Source organism: Halobacillus alkaliphilus (genome assembly GCF_900113125.1).
Taxonomy (GTDB): domain Bacteria; phylum Bacillota; class Bacilli; order Bacillales; family Halobacillaceae; genus Halobacillus; species Halobacillus alkaliphilus.
The window spans coordinates 19,228-40,146 of sequence record NZ_FOOG01000031.1 but is presented as its reverse complement, the minus strand read 5'-3'; the positions used below and the strand labels follow the sequence as shown (position 1 = coordinate 40,146).

Sequence of the window (20,919 nt, the reverse complement as noted above, 5' to 3'; positions counted from 1 at the left end):
CTAGAGGTCAGACCTTTTTTCAACTGTGTCATTCGGACGATACCAATGCATCATCTGCCGGGTGTCTTGCTGATCTAAATAAAGACAGCGTGCGACAGCCCCACCGACACCCGATTTCAAAGTTACACGTATACTTTCCAGATCTACCCGCTTCTGAAGGATGGTCTGAGTAACTGCAGCTGACTGGATCCGTTTCCTTTTCATAATAAACGTCTGTTTATTAATGAACCGGCTCTTCAGCGTCAATTGCTGGTCGGACAGATTCCACCCTGCATCTTTATAGGCTAGGAAACCTATACCTGTAAATGCAATGGCTGCTAGGATCGCGAGCAGCCCATATGGAAATAGGAAAATACTTAGTGGAATGACGGCCACCCAGGCGAACCACGAATGACGCAGTATATAACGGCGCATTGACCGGGACGGCGGCCGATTCCACTCTACATCAAAGTCATAATCGCTGATCATCTGATGCAATACTTTTTCGATCTCTCTCTTTTTAATCAATGGAAGAAGCCGAAGCTGATGCTCGGCACCTTGCTGAATGGCTCCACCTGCACTAATCAGTGTGACCGAAGCATAGCCAAGTGGCTGCCGGATTAAATTTTCATCAATTCTGAGACCTTGAATCCGGTTTAACGGAATAGTCATTTGTTTTTTCTCAAGCCACCCGCGAGTAATCACCAGGTCATCCGCATCAAGAAAAACACTGAAGTTTGCATAGCGGAGTATGGTAAGCAGGATCGATATGCCATAGGCAATCAACAAGATAACAAATGCAGCGAATGCGACTACGAGAACCCCGATACGAAGCCAGGCAAGGAATTCACTGTAAATCGTGCCCAGTGGCAGAACTTCGGTAAGCTGGGAGGCAAACACTCCCACTCCTGATAACACGACTCCAACTCCTCCTGAAGTAATAGCCATTACAACAATGTCTTTCATTTTCATCTCATATACCTTTTCCCTGGAGGAAACTACACGGTCTTCTTCTATACCCTCTTCCTCTATCGTACGCTTGTTTTTTTCTCTTGAAATAATAGTTTCTAATTCATCAGCATCTTCTCGCTTGATCGCCGTAAGTTCTGCCTCCGCTTTCTGAAGATCACCTGAGCCCGCTGTTTCAATGGATACCTTCACTAAGTTAAAAGGACGGTGAAAGATTCCTTCAGAGAAATCCAGGCTTTGGATGCGGTGAAAAGGAATATATCGCTTTTTTCTCAGAATTAGCCCATGTTCAATCCTCAGTTCTCCCTGTTCCACTCTGTAACTGAAACGGAGCCAGCGGATCACCCCTCCGCCTAGTACTAATAACAGAAAACCGATCGTTATTAAAAGAGGGATCCACTCTACTTCCCCACTAAATATGTTACCGTTCAGGAAAATGAGCGCGATAATAGGAAGGGCAGAATCTTTTAACCCTTTAACAAAATTAATAACTGCAGATACTGGATGAAGACGCTTGGGTTCAAACATCATCCTCAGCCACCCTTGCTAAAGAAGATATCGAACGTCTAAGTTCCTCCGCCTCCTGTTCATCAAGAGCAGGAATTTTATGTACCGTTGCCGCTGTCGAAATGCTGATCGTTGACAGCCGATATTTTCTAAGTAAAGGGCCCTGCTCCGTATCCACATGCTGAACACGGACCATCGGCACGAGTGTTCTCTGAATGATAAAAATTCCGTGCTGAAGCTCAATATCCTGTTCAGTCACTTCATAACGCCATCGTTTCCACCTCAGGTCAGGTATTAACCAGACTGAGAGGATCAACTCCATTAAAATAATTCCAGCTGCAATTGCAAGCAGCCATTCAGGCCAGTCCCAGAAATAGACCGCACCTCCGACTGCTATACTGACAAGAAGTGTCACGCCTGCCTGGATAGCTCCGTAGACCCGCCATAAGGACAGGGCGCGCTCGGAAATCCGCTGTGCCGGTTCTCTCCACATAAACCATACCTCCTCGATCATCTATCTTAGGTACGAAAAAGTTAATCTAAAAGTTTCGTATCCTTAAAAAAAGCCAGACACGACAAGCATGTCATATCTGGCTTCTGAGAAGTCTATTCACCTTTTGATAATTCTTTCGACTTCTTCGTACAAGCTTCCATTGCCTGAATAATTGAACTGCGCATGCCGGAATGCTCAAGTTCTGTCACTCCTGCAATCGTTACGCCTCCAGGGGTGCACACCGCATCTTTCAACTCGCCAGGATGTCTGCCTGTTTCTTTAACCATCTTCGCCGCCCCTTGAACGGCCTGGGAGGCAATTTTATAGGCTTTATCTCTAGGAAAGCCTTGCTGAACAGCTGTATCAGCCATCGCTTCAATAAACATGTAAACAAAAGCTGGAGAAGAACCACTGATCGCAGGAACCGCATCCATTAGTTTTTCTTCAATAATTTCTGCTTCCCCAAAGCTTTCGAAAACTTCCATTACATCAGCTAATTCCTCTTCTGTAACGAAATCATTTGGGCATAACACGCTCATTCCAGCTCCGACAAGAGATGGCGTATTAGGCATCGAACGAATAACCTTAACATTGCGGCCGAATGCTTCTTTGATTGCATCCAGTGTAATTCCAGCTGCAATCGTAACAATAACGGTGTCCGGAGGAACTTCATCCTTTATTTCCTGAATAACTCCATGATAAATGTAAGGTTTAATAGCTAGAAATAATAAATCGCTTTCACGTGCAAGCTGCTTGTTGTCATTTGATATGTGAATTCCATATTCATCTGAGACAAAGTCGATGGTTTCATCCGAGAGAGCGGTTGCTGCTATATTTTCCGCTTTCATCAGTTTCGCATCAATCATTCCCTGGATCATAGCTTGTCCCATCTGTCCGCAGCCAATAAATCCTATTTTTTTATCCACCGGGCATTCCTCCTTATTCTCTCCATTGTATAGGATTATTTCTTACATAACAATTGTCGATCTGATTCGATTGAATTTATGTAAATAACTAGTAAATATTTCATGTTTTATGGGGAAAAGGTTTACAAATGCGGCCAAGTTACCTATAATTAGAATTGTATTCTTCATATCATAGCGAACGACCAAAAATATCATAGCTGCTACGAAAAAAGCCGAGCTGCCTTAAGCTCGGTTTTTTTCGTGGTTCACAGCGTCTTCTCCAGGCTTAACGGCTTGCAATAATCTCTTCACTTCCTTCTTACTGCTCCGTGACACCATGATATACAAAGTATCTCCTGCTTTTATTTCAGTTTGGCCGTATGGAGTGATCACATCGCCTTCCCTTATGATCGCATTAATTAAAGCACGATCTGGCAGTTCGATATGCTCAAGCGTCTGCCCTACTACCTGATTGTTTTCCATTACATCAAATTCCATCAATTCCACGTTCGCTTTCCCGATCGAAATCAATTCCAGAGAATGAATTGGATTGGTTAGCTTATCTGAAACCAGCTTAAAGCGCTCCGCTACCCATGTAATCGATGAACCCTGAAAGAGAGTAGAAGTAAGTACCGTGAAAAAGACAACATTAAAAATCAACTGACTATTCTCTACGCCAGCAAGCATCGGAAAAATCGCCAGTACAATGGGAACGGCCCCTCTCAGTCCTGCCCATGATAGAAACAATTTCTCCTTTATATTAAAGGAGAAGAAAGCCAGACTGATAAATGTGGCCAACGGACGGGCAATTAGAATCAGAGCCAGAGCAATAAGCAGCCCATCAATCATAACCGATAGCGTAAAGACTTCGGTCGGGAACACAAACAGCCCGAGAATAATAAACATCACAATTTGGGCCATCCACCCAAACCCTTCGTGGAAACGCAGAATTGAGTAACGATAGGCTAACTCTGCATTTCCTATAAATACAGCAGCTACATACACAGCTAACAACCCACTCGCCTGCGCGAGCGAACTCGCACTATACGCTAAAAAAGCAAATCCAAGTGCAAATAAAGGATAGAGTCCACTGGAATCCAGATTAATACGGTTTAAGCTGAAGCTTCCGGCATACCCAACGAGAGCACCAATGATAAGTCCTGCTCCCATCTGCCAGAAGAAGGATCCAATCAATGGAAGAATTTCCGCTTCTCCCGTGGTTAAGATTTGAATGAACGTAATGGTTAAAAACACAGCCATTGGATCATTAGTACCCGATTCGGCTTCGAGTGTAGCCTCCAGTCTGTCTCTTACATTTTTCCCTTTTAACACCGCAAATACAGCCGCCGCATCCGTGGAACCAATAATCGCACCAAGCAGCATAGCTTCTACCCAGTCTAAGCCTAATATGTACCTTGCCGCTACACCAACCAGTCCTGTGGTAAGCAGTACTCCAATAGTTGCAAGAGTAACCGACGGGCCAATCACTGGCTGTATATTTTTCCATTTTGTCTGCATACCGCCTTCAAATAAAATGATAATTAAGGCAAATACACCGACAAGCTGCGCCACTTCAGCACTGTCGAAATAAATTAACCCGAGCCCATCACTTCCTACAAGCATTCCTACGGCAATAAATAAGACAAGGGAAGGCACCCCGAGTCTTGTAGAGAACTTCGTTACGAGAATACTTGTAATTAATAGTAAAGCTACTAGCATAATAAACTTGTCCGACTGAAGCAGTTCCTGTATCATTGTTAATCTCCTTTATTCCATTACATCTATCGTTCATTATAGCAATACAACGGCTCCGTCCCCTACTAATTCACCTTATTAAAACAAACAGCCTCTGCAACGCAGAAGCTGTTGTTCATTTTCTCTCATACAAATCCTCAGATACCGATTGAAGCAATGGACTCATTACTCCTGTATAAAATAAATCCAATTCGTGCATGGCTCTTGTTGCTGCTGTATATAATAGTTTCCGTTCTTCCTCTTTATTATAAGTCGCACTGGACACTTCTGGTAACATCACGGCATCAAATTCAATTCCTTTAGCTAGATATCCAGGAAGAATGAGAATACCTTTTTCAAAGGATTGTGATTCTTTATAAATCAATCTGGCCGAGAATTTCTCGCCTATGCGCTCATGTAAATTTTTCGCCTCTTGTTTTGTTCGGGTCAGAAGTGCAATGGTTTCGTGACCTTCCTTCTGCCTGCTTAATATTGTCTCCTGCATAGTTTTGATCAGTTCATCCTCGTTGTCTTTCTTATGGACACGAGGCTTCTGTCCCTCACGATTAAACGCTTCAATCTTTTCCCCATCAGGAAGCAGGTGCTTCGTAAACTCAACAATCGGTTTAGTGGAACGGTAACTCCGCATTAAATACAAATGTTCCACCTTCAGATCTTCTTCTAATTCGTCCCCTTCTTCCAATAAACTCGGATCTTTAGTATAAAGATTATGGATCGCCTGGTTATAATCGCCGAGCAGGTTGAAGCGTGCATTCGGAAATAATTGCTTGATAAACTCAATTTGAAACGGTGAATAATCCTGTGCCTCATCAATAAATAGATGCCGAATAACTGTATTAACACTTCTGCCCTCAACTTGATCCTGTAAGTACAGAAAAGGTGTAACATCCTCAGCATATAAATATTTGTTGTTCAGCGCTTTTTTCGTTTCAAGTCCAATATCTTTCCAATCTTCTTCACTCAACTCTGCAGGAACGGATACAGTATCAAACATCTGTTCATACAGTCTTCTTAGCTTAATAAACTTTAACTGTTCGATCTTTTTCTTTAAAGGCCGCACTTTTCTTTCCACGATTCTTTTTACAAGCAGCTTCTGCTCCCTGTCAAAATCATCGAAAGTGTCTTCGTTAAATTCTTTATGCTCCTCAAGTTCATTAAACGCTTCAGCATATTCATGCTTCGCTAAAAAAGCAGCTTCTTCGACCGGCCAATCTTTATCCTGTTCTTTTAATTGGAAAGCATCCAGTTGATCAAGCAGCCACACTTTGACGCTTTCTATCCGGTTAGGAATACGGCCTGTGAGATTATAAAAGTATCGGTGAATCTCTTCAGCACTTACGATTGTTTGCCCTCGAAAGGTGATGTTCCTAAACTTCATCCCTTTCTCAGTTAATCCTTTTACGTAATCATCCAGCAGATTCTTATACTCCAATGCTGATTTGAAACGAATTGCTGCCACTCTTTTTTCAAGCCTCTGGCTGTCTCGATCAGACAACAAGTATTCCAGCTGTTCAAATGGACTTTCCAGCTTAAAATCCCGATCCAGACGTCCAGCCGCATATTCCTGGAATGTTATTTGCCGCATGTTATCCTCCCCAAGTTCAGGAAGGACCGAAGCCACATAACTGATAAACATGTGGTTGGGTGAAAATAATAAAATTTGATCTGCACTTATAGACGTCCGGTATCGATAGAGCAGGTACGCAATGCGCTGCATGGCTGCTGAGGTCTTTCCGCTCCCAGCTGCTCCCTGCACGATCAGCATTTTATTCTTATCATATCTTATAATTTGATTTTGTTCTTTTTGAATCGTAGCTACTATACTTTTCATATGGGAGGTGGCATTTCCGCCAAGTACGTGCTGGAGCAGTTCGTCTCCAATCGTCAATCCTGTATCAAACATTCCTTGAAGAGAGCCGCGCCGGATAATGAATTGTCTCTTCAGCTTCATCTCCCCGGTCACTTCACCCACAGGAGTTTCATATTGGACTGGTCCGGGAGCATAATCGTAATACATGCTCGATACAGGTGCCCGCCAATCATAAATCAGAAAGTCTTCTTTGTTCTTATCCATCAATGAACCAATGCCTATATATATAGACTCTATCTCTCCGTCTTCTTCCTGGAAATCGATTCTTCCGAAATAGGGGGAATCCTCCTGCCGCTCGTAAAGCTTCACTAGTTTATTAAACTGCCCGTAGCTTCTCTCCCGCTCTGACAATAGTTCAGCTTGCTGTTTAATACTCGCGTATGTTTCAATCGCTTCGTCCGGTTCATCCATATTGACGGTAACATCATCCCAAAACCCTTGACGCAGTTCCAGTATATCTCCCATCAATTCTTTGTTATTTTCCATTAATTCATTCTTTTTCTCTGATAATATTCGTTTAATATTCTCTATTCTTTTCTCTTCTTGCTGCCACTCGTAGTGGTTCTCATCCATCCTATCCGCTCCTCTCACGTGCACAAAACATACTATTATCAGCAGCCAGGAACCCCTGCTCTATTTTCTTATTCATAAATTCAGAATAGCTCCCATTACTTGAAGACTTGATTTCGAGATATTCGTTGAGCGGAAAGTCCTGCGGGGGACGATTTCGCTTTCCGGCCCTGCACGACGCAGGGTCGTTCGACGTTGCCACACGAGGTGGCGTTCTTAGTCGAACCTCTTCTGTGCTGAGCTTCCTCGGGCTTAACAGCCCTGCGGGATCTCACCGATCATGTTCATCCCGCAGGAGTCTACATCGTCCCCCTACGGACCTTGCCGAATCAGAAACTCGAAACCATTAAAGACTTCGAGGGGTTGATGAGAAAAAAGCATATAATCATGAGGCTATTTTCATGCTATAAGATGTGAAATAGCCTGTATAAAAGCATTTAGGACCAATTAAGAAGGAGAGCATTCTCTCTTATAAAAGCGTCCGTTATTCTCACTCGGCTGGGTTGGTGGGGAAATGACGAGACTCCCATGGGAGAAGGGACTAGGTGAGATCCCGCAGGGAGTGAAACGAGCGAGGAAGCTCACCGTTCCCCCATAGGAAAGTGTTCAAATGTGGAATCACCCCGAAAGACACGACCAGCATAAGCCGAGCATCAAAAGGAGGGTGGTTTTTCCGTCCGTTGATGAACGGCTTATGTCTCGAGTGTCTGGGTGATGGAACAAGACGAGTTATTTCCCCACCAGCCCTCTTCCACATTGAGTAACGGACCCAACTTATCTCGAAACTGAGTCTTAAAGTATACGGCCCTTTAGCGCAATAATCCTCTTATGTTAAAACACCATTGTGTGTTCATGTATCAGCTTCTTGTATGACTGAATCATCTGTTCAGTTATTAGTGCAGGACAGCTTATATATAAAAACAATTCTACTATGCCTCTCCCCCTAGTACAATCGAAATTTGTACAGAGGCACAATCAAAAGAGCCAGGTAAGGATTAGCCTTTACCTGGCTCTTTTTTTAATTCACGACTTCTTCTGGACTCGCTTCGCTAAAGAATTGTTTCATTGCATGAAATACATCGGCTTTTCTTCTCAAAATGTAATAACGGAACTTAGGATGGTCAATCGCTTTATACGCCTGCATCAAACTAGATGACCGATTGTACTGGTTTACTTCTCCATAGCCAAACATCTGAGAAACTTCCAGCAGCTCTTCAATTAAAGCTAAACAGCGTTTGTTGTCGGACGTTAGATTATCTCCATCTGAAAAGTGGAACGGGTAGATATTATAACGATCCGGTGAGTATTTAGTTTCAATTAACTCCAGAGCTTTCCGGTAGGCTGACGAACAAATTGTTCCTCCGCTTTCCCCTTTAGAAAAGAAGTCTTCTTCACTAACCACTTTAGCCTGCGTATGGTGAGCTACGAATTCCACATCCACCGTCTCATAATTTTTGCTTAAGAAACGGTTCATCCAGAAAAAGAAGCTTCTGGCCATGTACTTTTCCCATTGACCCATGGAACCACTTGTATCCATCATCGCAATAACAACCGCTTTTGATTCAGGTTTCGTTTTATCATTCCAGGTTTTGTAGCGTATATCTTCCGGAAAGATGGGGTTAAACGAAGCTTCCCCTCCTAGAGCGTTCCGCTTATAGGCTTCTAACATCGTTCTTTTCTTATCAATATTACCTGTTAAACCTGTTTTACGGATATCACTAAATTCAATGTCTGTCTGAATAATGTTATCCTTTTCTTTTTCATCGAGGTTCGGCAGCGTCAGCTCTTTGAAAAATGCTTCCTCGAGCTCTGCCAGTGATATTTCAGCTTCATAGAAATCTTCGCCAGCTTGATCGCCGGCACCTTCTCCTTGACCAGGCTTTCCTTTGGATTGCGGCGCCTGAGCTACCACATCACCAATTTCACTATCCCCATCGCCTTGTCCTGCATGCTTGTTCTTCTCATGATTGTAACGAATTTTATATTCATCAAGCGAACGTATTGGTATCTTGACGACACGTCTTCCATTCGACATTACAATATTTTCTTCGGTAATCAAATCCGGCAATTGTTTATTCATCGCATCTTTAACTTTTTCCTGATGTCGCCTCTGATCGTCGTAGCCTTTCCGATGGAGGGACCAGTCGTCTTCGGCGATTACGAAACTCTTCTCTTCATCCATGTTTTTCTCCCTCCTAACCGAGTATTACTCTATCGTATGCAGGTCCACGTGAATGGATGAAACATAATAAAATATGTGTGAATTTTTTGGTTATTTAGCCTTGTTTTAGAGTAGTCTGCAAGAAAAAAAGCCCCGCACAGAAACTGTACAGGACTTTATTTGCCACCATCAGGTTGTATAAAGTTTTTTGGAAACCAGTGTTTGAATCACCAGAAAAGCTCCTCCTGCTGCCCAATAGAGAGGCAGAGCTGAGGGCGAGGAAATGGATATAAACAGAATCATGACGGGAGATAACAAGCCCATCCATTTCATCTGCTTTCGTTGTTCTTCCGGCATTCCAATAAGAGACACTCTATATTGAATGAAATAAAGAACACCCGCAATAACAGCCATAGTTAGATCAGTCTGCCCCAAATCAAACCACAAGAATGAGTGGGTTGCGATTTCTTCAGAGCTTCGAATCGCATAATAGATTCCAGCAAAGATCGGAATCTGTAAGACGATCGGCAGACATCCCATGTTTAGCGGGTTAATTTCATTGGTCCGGTACAATTCCATCATTTCGCTCTGAATCTTTTTCTTATCCTCCTGGCTGGACGCTTGCTTTAATCGGCTTTGAAGATCATTCAGCTCAGGTTTCACCGCATCCATTTTCCCACGCATGTCCTGACTATTTTTAAACGTTTTCAACATAAACGGCATAATAACCACTCTAAGCGCAAGGGTAATTAAAATAATCGCTATGCCATAATTTTCTCCAAATAACTCTGCAATGAAGGTGATCGCCTCAATGAAGGGCTCCACAAAGTATTGGCTGAAGAACCCTCCTCCGCTTTCCTTCGGTGCACATCCCGTTAAAGAAATTGTGCTGATCAAAAATAAACTTATCCATTTTTTCAATATTAGTCCTCCTCTTTATTCGTATCTTCAGGCACGAACAAAGAGGTAGTGATCATCGTCTCCATCGTCTTCTTTTCTGGCTACTGTCCGTTGTATCCAATGAATCAATCCATGAGTGATTGAAACAGATGTTTCTTGTAGCGAGAATGCTTTTGTATCCTTCCCCAGAAAAACGTGGCGCGATTGCAGCCATAAAGAACTTCCTGAGACCATATGAGTCCACATGGATTCAAAAGCTATACCGGCCAGCAATGTGATATATAAAGACAAGAATAGTAAATCGAATGATCCGTCAAATAATTCTATTATAATGGCCATGGTTCCAATCCTTTTTATTAATTATTACGTGAATATACGTTTATCCTAACGTAAATGTTTCACTTTGTCACAAAAAACCCGCCAGGAATTATTCCCGGCGGGTGATAAGTTTATCCTTCTAGTAATAAATCATAAGGATCTTCAATCATTTCTTTAATTCTCTTCAGGAACTGTACAGCTTCTTTACCGTCTACGATCCGGTGATCGTATGAAAGAGCAATGTACATCATAGGGCGGGCTTGAATAGTGTCGTCAGGCATAACCTTTGGACGCTTTTCAATATTGTGCAGACCCAGGATACCGACTTGCGGAGAATTTAGGATCGGCGTTGAAAGCATGGAACCGAAAATACCGCCGTTTGTAATCGTAAAGGAACCACCCTGCAGATCTTCTAACTGAAGTTCCTTATTGCGGGCTTTCGTTGCCACGTCAGCAATTCCTTTTTCAATTCCTGCGAAATCCAGACGATCCGCATCGCGGACAACTGGAACTACGAGACCTTCTTCCGTAGATACAGCCATACCAATATCATAGAATTTCTTCATCACAATTTCATTGCCCTGGATTTCCGCATTGATTAGAGGGAACTCTTTCAGTGCGCCTACCACAGCTTTCGTAAAGAAAGACATGAATCCTAATTTAATATCGTGTTTCTTCTGGAAGGATTCTTTGCGCTGGCTTCTAAGGTTCATCACATTCGTCATATCGACTTCATTGAAAGTGGTAAGCATCGCGGAAGTTTGTTGTACTTCTACGAGACGCTTCGCAATTGTTTGACGGCGACGGGACATTTTAACTCGTTCCACCGGCTTTTCAAACTCTGTTTTTTCACTATTCTGTTCTGATTTTTTCTCTTTTTTAGGTGCTTCTTTTTTCTGTTCCTGCTTAGGTTCCTGTTTCTGTTCCTGCTTGCCTCCGCCTTGAGCCGCTTCTTCTACATCTTCCGGACGGATGCGGCCAAGTGGATCTCTTGCAGAAATCTCACTCAGGTTGATTCCAAGCTCACGCGCTCGTTTACGAGCCGCTGGAGTAGCAATGACTTCTTTTTTGTCGTCATCATTTGAACCTTGATCCTGATCGGATTTAGATTCTTCTTTTTGTTTGGAATCCTCTGTTTCTTGCTGTTGTTCTTTATCTTCTTCGGCTTGCTTGTTCTCCTCAGAAGATTCTTTCTGTTCTTCTTCATTGGAAGATTCCTCTTCCGAGCTGCCTCCGGCTTCTCCGTTTTCATCAACTTTAGCGATAACGTCTCCTACTTCTACGTCATCTCCAGCTTCTTTTAGAAGTTCCGAAATAACACCGCTTGCATCTGCGTTTACTTCAACGTTTACTTTATCTGTCTCGAGTTCAAGTATAGGATCGCCTTTCTCAACCTGATCTCCTTTTTGGACCAGCCATTCGGCAATCGTACCTTCTGTAATGGATTCGGCTAATTCAGGAACTTTAATTTCCTTCATTTGATTTTCCTCCTTTAGACATCTGTAGCGCTTCATGGATTATACGGTTTTGCTCGGTTTTATGAATGTTTGGTTCGCCCACGGAAGGAGACGCACGATGCGGTCTTCCTACGTAGCGGTGAATCTGACTGCCTGTAAGCAGTTTGTGCAGGATACCTTCTACAAAGTACCAGCTTCCCATGTTTTGAGGTTCTTCTTGAACCCAAACGAGCTCCTCTAAATTCGGATACGTTTCAAGGATATCTTTTAATCTTTGTCTTGGGAATGGATAGATTTGTTCAATACGGACAGCATCGATCGTTTCAAACGAATGATCTTCTGCTTTTTCTACCGTATCTTCTATATCCACCATAATTTTCCCACTTCCAAGAAGCAAGGTTTTTACTTTTTCTCTCGCTTTATCGTCTTCCTTAGTCAAACCAGGTTGTCTCATGATCGGCTGGAATTTACCTTCACTGAAGGTGCTTCCTTCCACCGCCACTCTCTGATTACGAAGAAGACTTTTCGGTGTCATTAAAACAAGCGGTCTTGCTTCTTCTTCATTACTGATGGCAGCCTGACGACGCAGCAAATGAAAATACTGCGCAGAAGAGGTCACATTGCCTACCGTCCAGTTGTTCTCTGCAGCCAACTGAAGGAAGCGCTCGAGACGGGCACTGGAGTGTTCCGGTCCCTGTCCTTCATATCCGTGCGGCAGGAGGAATACCATATTGGATTTTTCTCCCCATTTAGCTCGGCCTGCCGCAATAAACTGGTCGAAAATAACCTGTCCCGCGTTAGCGAAGTCTCCGAACTGAGCTTCCCATAGGACTAAAGTTTCTGGAGCCTGGACACTGTAGCCGTATTCAAAACCAAGTACTCCGGCCTCGGAAAGCGGACTGTTGTGAATATCAAACGAAGCATTGGCCTGCTCTAAACCGTGAAGCGGACAATAGGTTTCTCCTGTATCCACATCATGCAGAACCATGTGACGGTGAGCAAAAGTTCCACGCTCTGTGTCCTGACCCGTGATACGGATCGGTCTTCCTTCTTCCAATATAGACGCGAAAGCCAGGGCTTCTGCAGTAGCCCAATCAACTTTTTGACCGTCTTCAAGCATTTTACTGCGGCGCTGAAGAATTTTTTCCAGTTTCTTAAATCCATTGAAACCTTCTGGACGTTTAAGCATTCCCTCATTTAAGGAGCGCAGCCGATCTATATCAACCGCAGTCTCAATTTCATCCAGCGTACGCTCAACACCGCTTGGACGTTCATGCACGTCCGGTGTAGTGGTTTCATGTTCGCTCATGTTGTTGTACACATCACGCAATTCACTTTCAATTTCATCTTTCATATCTTTAAGTGTGCCGTCTTCAACAACGGATTCCTTACGAAGCTGCTCTTCATAAATAGAAGCCACCGTCGGATGATCATCAATTTCACTATAAAGACGGGGCTGAGTGGCACGCGGTTCGTCCATTTCATTGTGTCCGAAGCGTCGATAACCAACTAAGTCGATTAAGATGTCTTTATGGAAGGTCTGACGATATTCATAAGCAAGCGCCATCGCTGACATACACGCGAGTGGATCATCAGCATTTACGTGTACAACAGGGATTTCAAATCCTTTAGCGAGATCACTCGCATAACGAGTAGAGCGTCCCTTTTCCCGGTTGGTTGTGAAACCTACAAGGTTGTTGGCAATAATATGAATCGTTCCACCTGTACGATATCCCGGCAGATCACTCATGTTTAGGGTCTCAGCTACGACACCTTCACCAATAAAAGCAGCATCTCCATGAATGAGAAGACCAAACGCTTCGTCTTCATCCATTTCTGCATATCCAGCTTTAGAGCGGTCGTCCTGGGCTGCTCTCGTGAAGCCTTCCACGACTGGATTTACGTATTCAAGGTGAGAAGGGTTATGGCTCAACGTGACCCGTGTCGCTGACTGTTCTCCGTTCCCGATTTCTCTCCGGGCACCAAAGTGATACTTCACATCTCCGGTCCAGCCATAATTAATGCCTGTAGACCCTTCAGAAGGGATCAGCTCTTTATCGGGGGAATGATGGAATTCAGAGAAAATTCGATCGTAAGGCTTTCCTAGCGTATGAGCGAGCACATTTAAGCGCCCTCTGTGTGCCATCCCCATCATAATATTCTTGATTTTATCGGTAGAAGCCGACTGAATCATATGATCAAGCATCGGGACCATGACGTCCAGACCCTCGATGGAAAAACGCTTCTGGGCAACGAAAGTCTTAGCCAGGAAGTTTTCGAAGCCTTCGACTTGCGCCAAACGCCGCAAAAGCTGTTTCTTTTCTTCATTGGAAAAGGAAACATGGAAGGAGCCAGTATCAACCTTCTCCACCAGCCATTTCCGCTCTTCTTCATTATTAACGTGACCAAATTCAAAAGAAGTGGTGCCTGCATATTTTTCTTTTAAAGTCCTGACGACCTGCAGGGCATTATCTAGCCGCAGCGGTGAGTCCGGCCATACCCAATTCGCCGGGATATTCTCTAAGTCCTTTTCAGTCAGGCCGTAGGTTTCAATATCCAGAAGATTGGTACTCGGCCGCTCATCACTTCCTACTGCGTAAATATTAGCTCGCAGATGCCCATGACGACGAATAGCCTCAACAAGTTTTAGTGCTGAGGTAACTTTTGCAATATCCACTTCTGCAGATGAAGATACACCGGTGCTCTGTGCAGACGGATCCTCTTTCATCCATTCAGGTGCCCCATGCTCATCGAATAATTCTTTTAATGAAGCATCGACAGCAGAAGGGTCTTGTTCGTATAGTTCGTACTGTTCTTCAACATAGCCCATGTTGGGGCCGTGGAATTTTTCCCAGAATCTTTCATTGGAGCCTTGATTAGACACGTGTAATACCCCCAAGTAGTTGTTGGATGTAATTTCTTCGAAAACGTTTCCAAGTCCAAATACCATTATAGAATTGAAACGCGTAAGTATTCAACAAAATTCGGTTATTTTTTTAATTAACAACATTTACATTATAACAAGAAAGACGCACCCTTTGGTACGCCTTTTTCACTTTTTACCAGTAAAGTGATATGAATTTGTCACTCTTCGTCTTCGAGAACGCGGTATGCCATGTCATAAAGTTTCATTTGACTGTTGATTCGTTCGGCACCTTTGGGAGCTTCAACATAACGGTATGTTCCATCGTTCTGCTGTTCCCTGGCCTTTACATTGTCACTTAGCATGACGGATAGAATCCTTTGCAAACGGCTTTTCACTCCAGGCTCGTGAATTGGGAATAAAAGCTCCACACGTTTTACCATGTTTCTCGTCATCATATCGGCGGAGGACAAAAACACTCGATCATCACCATTATGGTGGAAGTAATAAATGCGGCTGTGCTCTAAGAAACGTCCGACAATACTAATTACGCGGATGTTTTCGCTAATCCCTTTAATACCAGGACGCAGACAGCAGATTCCGCGCACGATTAAATCAATCTGAACGCCTGCCTGTGAGGCCTCATAGAGCTTCATTATTAAATTCTTATCCGTTAACGAATTCATCTTAGCAATAATCCGGCCGTTCCCGTGCTGTTTCTGGAAACGGATTTCATTATTAATATAACGGATAAAGTCATTGCGAATATCAAACGGAGCCATGGAAATATGATGATACTTCGGCTTTTCTGTAAAGCCGCTTAAATAGTTGAAGAAATCTGTAGCATCAATACCAAATTTACGTTTCGATGTAATAATCCCCATGTCCGTGTATAAGGATGCTGTCTGATCATTATAGTTCCCTGTTCCCAAATGAACGAAACGCTCTATTTTATCTTTCTTCTTTCTTACCACCAGAGTGATCTTGCTGTGCGTCTTCAAATAGGTCATGCCATAAATCACGTGGCACCCTGCTTTTTCAAGTTCCTTAGCCCATTGAACATTATTTTCCTCATCAAATCGGGCTTTCAATTCTACCAGCACAGTCACTTGCTTCCCTTGTTCTGCTGCCCGTTTCAAAGCGTCGATGATCGGGGAATCCCCACTGACCCGGTAAAGCGTTTGTTTAATTGCAAGTACGTAGGGGTCATCTGCAGCTTCTGAGACGAAATCAACCACTGGTTCAAACGATTCGTAGGGATGGTGCAGAAATAGATCACGGTGTGAAGCCGCTTCAAATATGTCTTCTTCCCCTTCTAAATCTCGAGGGGGTTGAGGCATTAAGGTTTCATACATTAAATGATCCTTAATCTCAGAGAATGTCTTATGAAATTTAAATAAGAATGTAAGATCAAGCGGACCATTTGTAATATACAGATCATCTTTGTGAATTTCAAGTACGCTTAACAAGAAACGAATGACCTTGTCATCATACTTTCCGCTTCTCACTTCAAGTCTGACGGCCGCTCCCCATTTTCTTTTTCTTAATTCTTTTTCGATTTCCTTCAGAAGGTCCCGTGCTCCTTCCTCGTGAATCGTCATATCCGCATTCCTCGTGATTCGGAACTCTGTAATCGATTTTACTTGATATCCTTTGAAAAGCTTGTTAATAAAATGGCTGATAATTTCTTCAAGCAGAATGTACTGATACTTTTTATCATGCTCCACCTGCACAAATCGATCCAATACGGCAGGTACTTGCACGATGGCCGTTTTGGTTTCATTATCGTGAGGATCAAGCGCATCCTGAATGACTACAGCCAGGTTAATAGACTTATTTAAAAGCATTGGAAAAGGACGATAGGCATCTACAGCCATAGGAGTTAATACAGGAAAAATTTCTTCATTGAAATACGTTTCCAGATTATTAATCTCCTCTTTCGTTAAATCTTCAATGGATAGAATGGATATATCTTCTTTCTCCAATTCCGGTTTCATAGCTTGATATGTCGCGTACTGTTTTTCAACGATGTCGTGATTAATATCCGCAATTTTAGCCAGCTGTTGTTTAGGTGTAAGACCTGCTTTATTCTCAGGCTTGTTAAACCCGGCTTTCACCTGGTCTTTCAAACCGGCTACCCTCACCATAAAAAACTCATCCAGGTTGGAAGAACATATCGCTAAAAACTTCAGCCGCTCCAGCAAAGGGTTATCGGTATCGATGGCTTCTTCTAACACGCGTTCGTTAAAAGCAAGCCAGCTTAGTTCTCTATTATTATAAAAAAGAGGGTTATCTAGCTCTATTATTTCGTTGCTCTTCGACATGTTCCACACCCTTTACATTGTATTCTCACGTCCACATTAGTACGTCATTTTATAGGGCACATTAATAACATGTTAAGTTTTCGTAAACAGAGGATTAATAACAAACATTCTATTCCATTTCGATATTATTTTTCCACAAATGAAAGATTAATACTCTTCTTCAGGCATTTTTCTAAATGTTTTTTCTGTTTTTCCGCCTGATACTCTTCCGGCATCCATTCCCCTTTACAGTAAAGGGTCATATTCAGGTCATCACCATCAACCGCTAATTCAAGATCTTCTACGGTCTGGCGTCTCGTACTGTCCAGGCAGTAACAGAACTTAAGAAGCGCTCCTAACATGCGGAGCTTTTTACGCTCGTCCTTAAGAAACCACTTTTTATAGGGATGAAGGAATTGTTTGAAGAGCGTCTTATTCTTGAAAGAAGCAAGTAGAGCAAGGCGTAGACGCTCCATATGCATGAGACCGTCAATCGTACGGTTGGCTAACAGGTAAAAGGTGTGCTGTGAGCTGGCTTCACTATCAATATAATCACCCAGATTAAAAACATAGCTCGCCCGCTTCACTTCCTGCCAGTCTTTCTTCCTCAAGCCGCCGATGCCTTTTTCGTGGAGCTGATGGAACAACTCATTCGAAAGGTGCTGCACATGATTAATTTGTTTCACACTTAAGTCATAATCAGTGACAAGCTCCTGGATGCTTTCTTCCAGTACGTTTGGAAAAAGATGCGTCCCCATACCTCTTGTTAACTGCTCATAGAAAACGCCATCCCTTAACCCCTTGCGGCTTAAAATAAATCCGCTTGATTGGGATACGTCATATAGAGAATGGAAAACCTCCGTTGCCGGCAGAATAATGTCGGCGCGGTCTTTCGACAGTCCTTCCACCTTTTGCAGTTTTTTCATTGGGAGTGTGAATAAATAGTTTTTAACAAACGATAGATCGCTGTCTTTCATTTTATATTGGTGCAGACCAGCGAGCGGGTACTCTTTAAGATTCTGATCAATCTGCACAAGGTTACGTGCGCCCCCGCCTATTCCAATCAAAGGAACTTTTCTTTTTTGAAGCCAGGGCAGCGTATTGAATTGTTCGATTAAGTACTGACGCAGATTCGACATTTCATCATCCGTAGGCAGCTCTTTCTTAAAAAAGTCCTGCTGCAGCGTGAGAGCTCCGAACGGAAAACTGTGGGATTCCACGAGCTCCCGATCTTTGAAGTATGTAACCTCCGTACTGCCTCCGCCGATATCTACTGTAATCCCCTCAGTCAGAGGCGTGGAGTTAACAACGGCTAAATATCCATAATAGGCTTCTTCATGTTCAGAAAGAATTCTCATATCAAACCCTGTGTGCTCAGATACTTTTTCGGTGATTTCTTCCTGGTTGGAAGCCTGACGAATCGTTGCCGTAGCTACACAGACCATTTCTTCCAGTTGATAGCTTTGAGCAACTTCTTTAAAGCTTGTCAGTGTGGTCAAGAGGGTTCGGATTCCTTCATCAGAAAGACGGTTGTCCTTTTTCAAATGATTACGCAGCCGGGCCACTGCCTTTACGTTTTCAATTTCACGAAGCCGCCCGCCTTTTTCTCTTAAATAAATAACCAGACGCATCGTATTGGAACCTACATCGATAATGGCGTAATAACTTTTTGACATCCTCTCACCTGCATTTCTTTTTGAAGCCATTATAACATAAGCAATCCACCCTCCTGAACGAAAAAGCGGAGGGTGGATTTTATAATTTTTACTATCGGTTTAATAGACTGCCCACGTATTTTAACAGCTCATTGGCTGAACTTGAATTATACCCATGTTCATCGACAAGCGTAGCGACAACTTCATTAATCTTCTTCAATTGGCGCTCATCCGGTGTTTTGGTTGATGTCGTAATCTTGACCACATCTTTAAGGTCAGCAAACAGTTTCTTCTGAATAGCTTCTCTCAAACGCTCATGAGACTGGTAATCAAACTTTTTGCCTTTACGGGCGTAAGCTGAAATACGGATAAGGATTTCTTCACGAAACGCTTTCTTAGCATTCTCGGACACTCCGATTTGCTCTTCAATGGAACGCATCAGGCGTTCATCCGGATTTAACTCTTCACCGGTGAGCGGATCCCTGAGCTTCGCTTTGTTACAGTACGCTTCTACATTATCAAGATAGTTATCCATGAGAGTGATGGCAGACTCTTCATAGGAATAGACGAATGCTTTCTGTACTTCTTTCTTCGCAATCTCATCGTACTCTTTTCTTGCCAGTGAGATGAAATCAAGGTAGCGGTCCTTATCGTCACTTGAAATCGATGCATGGCTGCTCAGTCCATCTTTCAAAGATCTCAGCACATCGAGCGCATTAATCGATGTTAGTTCTTTCTTAATAATCGTGGAAGAAATACGGTTGATGACATAACGCGGATCAATTCCGCTCATGCCTTCATCTGAAAACTCTTTTTTCAGTTCTTCTACATCTACATCACTGAAGCCTTCCAGAATTTCACCGTCATACAATCTCATTTTCTTCAATACATCAATAGAAGCTTTCTTAGAATCTTTCAATCTCGTTAAGATTGTAAACATGGCTGCTACACGGAGAGTATGAGGAGCAATATGCACATCCCGTATATCACTCTCGCGAATCATCTTTTCATAGATACGCTCTTCCTGACTGACTTTTAAATTATACGGAACAGGCATAACGATCATTCGGGAGTGCAGGGCTTCATTCTTTTTATTGGCGATAAAGGAACGATACTCTGCTTCGTTGGTATGGGCAATGATTAATTCATCGGCAGAAATTAAGGCAAAACGGCCAGCTTTAAAGTTTCCTTCCTGCGTTAAGCTGAGCAGGTGCCACAAGAATTTCTCATCACATTTCAGCATCTCCTGGAACTCCATAATCCCGCGGTTCGCTTTGTTCAGTTCCCCATCAAAACGGTAGGCACGAGGATCGGATTCAGAACCGTATTTTGCAATAGTGGAAAAGTCGATCGATCCAGTCAAATCCGCAATATCCTGAGATTTCGGATCGGATGGACTGAAGGTACCAATGCCTGTACGTTTATCCTCTGAGAAAAAGATCCTTTCTACCAGAACATCTTCAATCCGGCCGCTGTACTCCTTCTCTACTCTCATTGTGTTTAACGGTGATAAACTTCCTTCAATCCGGATGCCGTAGTGCTCATGGAATTCCTCTCTCATGTGGTTCGGAATTAAATGAAGCGGGTCTTCATGCATGGGACATCCTTTAATCGCAAAAACGGCTCCTCTGTCTGTATAAGAATACTTTTCAAGTCCCCGTTTTAACAAGTTGACCAACGTGGATTTCCCGCCGCTGACAGGACCCATTAATAAAAGGATACGTTTTCTAACGTCAAGACGTCTGGCTGCCGGGTGAAAGTATTCTTCAACGAGTTTCTCCATAGCTTCGTCCAACCCGTAAATGTCATCATCAAAGAATTTGAACTTCTTATGATCATGTTCTTCCACGACACCCGCATCTTTCACCATATTATAAACGCGGGAATGGGCGGATTGTGCTAAATACGGTTGTTCTTTTAATAGCTCTAAGTATTCTGCGAATGTACCTTCCCACTTTAACTCTTCAGCTTGTTCCCTGTGGTCTTGTATCTTCTTCAATATATCCACTTAGCGAGACCTCCTCCGTCATCATAGACGAAATTTAATACATCCTATGCTTAGATAAGAGAAAACATGTGTCTTAAAGACAAGCAGCACTACGCTCACAGTTCCTGCTTTCACTGATGAAAAGTACTTTCTCACAGGATTCCTTAAGAACTTTCTTCTCCTGCTGCAACCAATTCTGAAAGGACCTGTATGGTTATCTTTATTAG

Annotated in this window: 13 protein-coding genes; all 13 read right to left on the bottom strand. The window is 43.0% G+C overall.

The window, feature by feature from the left end:
• Entirely contained in the window at positions 1-1,479 is a 1,479-nt protein-coding gene (locus tag BMZ06_RS14955; protein ID WP_089753096.1) for a PH domain-containing protein, read from the bottom strand.
• Positions 1,469-1,948 (bottom strand): PH domain-containing protein, encoded by a 480-nt coding sequence (locus BMZ06_RS14950; RefSeq protein ID WP_089753094.1) that lies wholly within the window; start codon positions 1,946-1,948, stop codon positions 1,469-1,471. Before BMZ06_RS14950 ends, BMZ06_RS14955 begins: the two co-directional genes overlap by 11 nt.
• Before the next feature lie 113 nt (positions 1,949-2,061).
• Positions 2,062-2,874 carry a pyrroline-5-carboxylate reductase gene (gene proC, locus BMZ06_RS14945; RefSeq protein WP_089753092.1) on the bottom strand — a complete coding sequence of 271 codons (813 nt, stop codon included), beginning with the start codon at positions 2,872-2,874 and terminating at the stop codon, positions 2,062-2,064.
• 222 nt (positions 2,875-3,096) lie between these two features.
• Positions 3,097-4,608 (bottom strand): potassium/proton antiporter, encoded by a 1,512-nt coding sequence (locus tag BMZ06_RS14940; RefSeq protein ID WP_089753091.1) that lies wholly within the window; start codon positions 4,606-4,608, stop codon positions 3,097-3,099.
• Between the two features lie 115 nt (positions 4,609-4,723).
• Positions 4,724-7,051 (bottom strand): RNA polymerase recycling motor HelD, encoded by a 2,328-nt coding sequence (helD, locus tag BMZ06_RS14935; protein ID WP_089753089.1) that lies wholly within the window; start codon positions 7,049-7,051, stop codon positions 4,724-4,726.
• 1,015 nt (positions 7,052-8,066) lie between these two features.
• A complete protein-coding gene (yhbH, locus tag BMZ06_RS14925) occupies positions 8,067-9,230 on the bottom strand; it encodes a sporulation protein YhbH (protein WP_014642359.1) in 1,164 nt (387 codons plus the stop codon).
• A gap of 168 nt (positions 9,231-9,398) precedes the next feature.
• Complete coding sequence (yidC, locus tag BMZ06_RS14920; RefSeq protein WP_089753086.1) at positions 9,399-10,130, bottom strand: membrane protein insertase YidC; 732 nt, start codon at positions 10,128-10,130, stop codon at positions 9,399-9,401.
• A 27-nt stretch (positions 10,131-10,157) separates the two neighbouring features.
• Positions 10,158-10,448, bottom strand: a complete 291-nt coding sequence (locus BMZ06_RS14915; protein ID WP_089753084.1) for a hypothetical protein — start codon at positions 10,446-10,448, stop codon at positions 10,158-10,160.
• A gap of 110 nt (positions 10,449-10,558) precedes the next feature.
• On the bottom strand, positions 10,559-11,905 hold the full coding sequence (odhB, locus tag BMZ06_RS14910) for a 2-oxoglutarate dehydrogenase complex dihydrolipoyllysine-residue succinyltransferase (RefSeq protein ID WP_089753081.1): 1,347 nt from the start codon (positions 11,903-11,905) through the stop codon (positions 10,559-10,561).
• Entirely contained in the window at positions 11,892-14,768 is a 2,877-nt protein-coding gene (locus BMZ06_RS14905) for a 2-oxoglutarate dehydrogenase E1 component (protein WP_089753079.1), read from the bottom strand. Before BMZ06_RS14905 ends, odhB begins: the two co-directional genes overlap by 14 nt.
• 200 nt (positions 14,769-14,968) lie before the next feature.
• Positions 14,969-17,071, bottom strand: a complete 2,103-nt coding sequence (locus BMZ06_RS14900) for an RNA degradosome polyphosphate kinase (RefSeq protein ID WP_089753077.1) — start codon at positions 17,069-17,071, stop codon at positions 14,969-14,971.
• Between the two features lie 125 nt (positions 17,072-17,196).
• Positions 17,197-18,726, bottom strand: coding sequence for an exopolyphosphatase (gene ppx, locus BMZ06_RS14895; protein ID WP_089753110.1), 1,530 nt, complete (start codon positions 18,724-18,726; stop codon positions 17,197-17,199).
• A 91-nt stretch (positions 18,727-18,817) separates the two neighbouring features.
• Positions 18,818-20,713 carry a PrkA family serine protein kinase gene (locus BMZ06_RS14890; protein ID WP_089753075.1) on the bottom strand — a complete coding sequence of 632 codons (1,896 nt, stop codon included), beginning with the start codon at positions 20,711-20,713 and terminating at the stop codon, positions 18,818-18,820.
• Between the last annotated feature and the right edge of the window lie 206 nt (positions 20,714-20,919).